A 2,212-nucleotide genomic window follows, 5' to 3' on the forward strand; every position below is an offset into this window, starting at 1 on the left:
GGGGATCTGCGCGCCGATGCGGTACAGAATGATCATGCCCAGTGTGAACAGGATCTTCTTCCGCAGGTCGGGGTCGCGCAGGGCCGCCAGGAAACCGGAAGGCACGTGCATCCTCCTGAACCCGCTTTACGACGGCCCGCGCCCGTCGCGGTGAAGCGTTCGGGCAGGTGAGGCGTCGTCCGTGTCCGCCCCGGTTATTCCGGGGCATCTTCGTTCGCGGGCGAACTGATAGTGGACAGTAAATGACTCTGTGAGTCTAGCAGCGCCGCCCGACTCCGGTCCCATCACGGCGCGGTAAACGAAAGCGCCCCTCCCCCGATGAACGGGGAAGGGGCGCTGACGCGTGTCGTCGGGGTCTCCGACCGGGGCGGATTACGCCTCGGTGACGGAACCGCCGGCGGCCTCGATCTTGGACTTCGCGGAGCCCGAGAACTTGTCGGCGGTGACGTTGACCTTGACGTCGATGTCACCGTTGCCGAGGATCTTCACCGGCTGCTTCGGGCGCACGGCGCCCTTGGCGACCAGGTCGGCGACGGTGACGTCGCCACCCTCCGGGAAGAGACGGGCCAGATCCGCGACGTTGACGACCTGGAAGGTCACCTTCGCCGGGTTCTTGAAGCCCTTCAGCTTCGGCAGGCGCATGTGCAGCGGCATCTGGCCGCCCTCGAACGCCGCCGAAACCTGCTTGCGGGCCTTGGTGCCCTTGGTGCCGCGACCGGCGGTCTTGCCCTTGGACGCCTCACCGCGGCCGACGCGGGTCTTGTCCTTCTTGGCGCCCGGGGCCGGAGCCAGGTCGTGGAGCTTGATGGGATCAGTCATGATGTGCCTACTCCCCCGCCACTTCTTCGACCTCGACCATGTGACGCACGGCGTTGATCAGGCCGCGGACCTCCGGGGTATCCGGACGGACCACGGACTGGTGCCGGCGCTTGAGGCCGAGGGTGCGCAGCGAGTCCTTCTGGTTCTGCTTGGTTCCCGCGGTGCCGCGGAGCTGGGTGATCTTCAGAGCCATGTCAATCACGCTCCCTGACCCGCGCGGGCGCGCAGCATGCCGGCCGGGGCGACCTCTTCGAGGGTCTTGCCGCGACGAGCGGCGACCTCTTCGGGGCGCACCAGCTGCTTGAGGGCGTCCACGGTGGCGTGGACGACGTTGATGGCGTTGTCGGAGCCCAGGGACTTCGACAGCACATCCTGGATGCCGGCGCACTCGAGCACCGGACGAACCGCGCCACCGGCGATGACGCCGGTACCCGGGGCGGCCGGGCGGAGCATGACGACGCCTGCGGCGGCCTCGCCCTGCACCGGGTGGGTGATGGTGCCGGCGATCATCGGAACGCGGAAGAAGTTCTTGCGAGCCTCCTCGGCGCCCTTCTGGATCGCGGCCGGCACCTCCTTCGCCTTGCCGTAGCCGACGCCCACGTTGCCCTCGCCGTCGCCGACGATCACGAGAGCAGTGAAGCTGAAGCGACGACCGCCCTTCACGACCTTGGACACGCGGTTGATGGTGACGACGCGCTCCAGGTACTGGTTGCGCTCGTCCTGCTGGCGGCGGTCGTCGCGGCGGCCACCACGGCCGCCGTCGCGACGCTCGCCGCGGTTGTTGTTGTTCTGGTTGTCGGCGGAGCCACGTCCGCCGTCACGCCGTTCACGTCCCGGCATCAGGCGTTCCTTCCGTAGAACTGATTGGTCTGCATCATTAGAACTTCAGGCCACCTTCGCGGGCGGCGTCGGCCAGCGCGGCCACGCGGCCGTGGTACTGGTAGCCACCGCGGTCGAAGACGACCGAATCGATGCCGGCGTCCTTGGCGCGGGCGGCGAGAACCTCGCCGACCTTGGCGCTGCGGGCCTTCTTGTCACCGTCGATCGCGCGGATGTCGGCGTCCAGGGTCGACGCGGCGGCCAGCGTGCGGCCGATCGAGTCGTCGATGATCTGGGCGCTCATGTGGCGCGAGGAGCGGTGGACCACGAGACGCGGGGTCTCGGCGGTGCCGCGGATGTTCTTGCGCAGGCGCGCGTGGCGGCGGGCACGGGCGACGCGGCGACGCGTCGAGATGTCCTTGCCGACAGGGAGGCGCTTTTCGTTGTTGTTGCTCATTACTTACCCGTCTTTCCGACCTTGCGACGGATCTGCTCGCCCTCGTAGCGGATGCCCTTGCCCTTGTAGGGGTCGTCCTTCCGCAGACGACGGATGTTGGCGGCGATCTGTCCGACC

General features: G+C 68.0%; 4 protein-coding genes and 1 pseudogene. All 5 read right to left on the reverse strand.

Annotated features, from left to right (window positions below; all coding sequences use genetic code 11):
- Nucleotides 1-372: 372 nt before the first annotated feature.
- Complete coding sequence (gene rplO / locus GX015_RS12520) at nucleotides 373-819, reverse strand: 50S ribosomal protein L15 (RefSeq protein ID WP_291345472.1); 447 nt, start codon at nucleotides 817-819, stop codon at nucleotides 373-375.
- Between the two features lie 7 nt (nucleotides 820-826).
- Nucleotides 827-1,012, reverse strand: coding sequence for a 50S ribosomal protein L30 (rpmD, locus tag GX015_RS12525; RefSeq protein WP_035121291.1), 186 nt, complete (start codon nucleotides 1,010-1,012; stop codon nucleotides 827-829).
- 5 nt (nucleotides 1,013-1,017) lie between these two features.
- Nucleotides 1,018-1,659, reverse strand: coding sequence for a 30S ribosomal protein S5 (gene rpsE, locus GX015_RS12530; RefSeq protein ID WP_291345473.1), 642 nt, complete (start codon nucleotides 1,657-1,659; stop codon nucleotides 1,018-1,020).
- A 37-nt stretch (nucleotides 1,660-1,696) separates the two neighbouring features.
- Complete coding sequence (gene rplR, locus GX015_RS12535; RefSeq protein WP_046650843.1) at nucleotides 1,697-2,095, reverse strand: 50S ribosomal protein L18; 399 nt, start codon at nucleotides 2,093-2,095, stop codon at nucleotides 1,697-1,699.
- Nucleotides 2,095-2,212: pseudogene (rplF, locus tag GX015_RS12540) on the reverse strand (50S ribosomal protein L6); the annotation flags it as partial. The gene rplR and the pseudogene rplF, both read right to left, overlap by 1 nt.

Source organism: Corynebacterium sp. (genome assembly GCF_012837295.1).
Taxonomy (GTDB): Bacteria; Actinomycetota; Actinomycetes; order Mycobacteriales; family Mycobacteriaceae; genus Corynebacterium.

Coding starts and splice junctions, on each gene's coding strand:
- rpmD (WP_035121291.1), bottom strand. CDS start 1,012: ATGGCTCTGAAGATCACCCAGCTCCGCGGCACCGCGGGAACCAAGCAG.
- rplO (WP_291345472.1), bottom strand. CDS start 819: ATGACTGATCCCATCAAGCTCCACGACCTGGCTCCGGCCCCGGGCGCC.
- rplR (WP_046650843.1), bottom strand. CDS start 2,095: ATGAGCAACAACAACGAAAAGCGCCTCCCTGTCGGCAAGGACATCTCG.
- rpsE (WP_291345473.1), bottom strand. CDS start 1,659: ATGCCGGGACGTGAACGGCGTGACGGCGGACGTGGCTCCGCCGACAAC.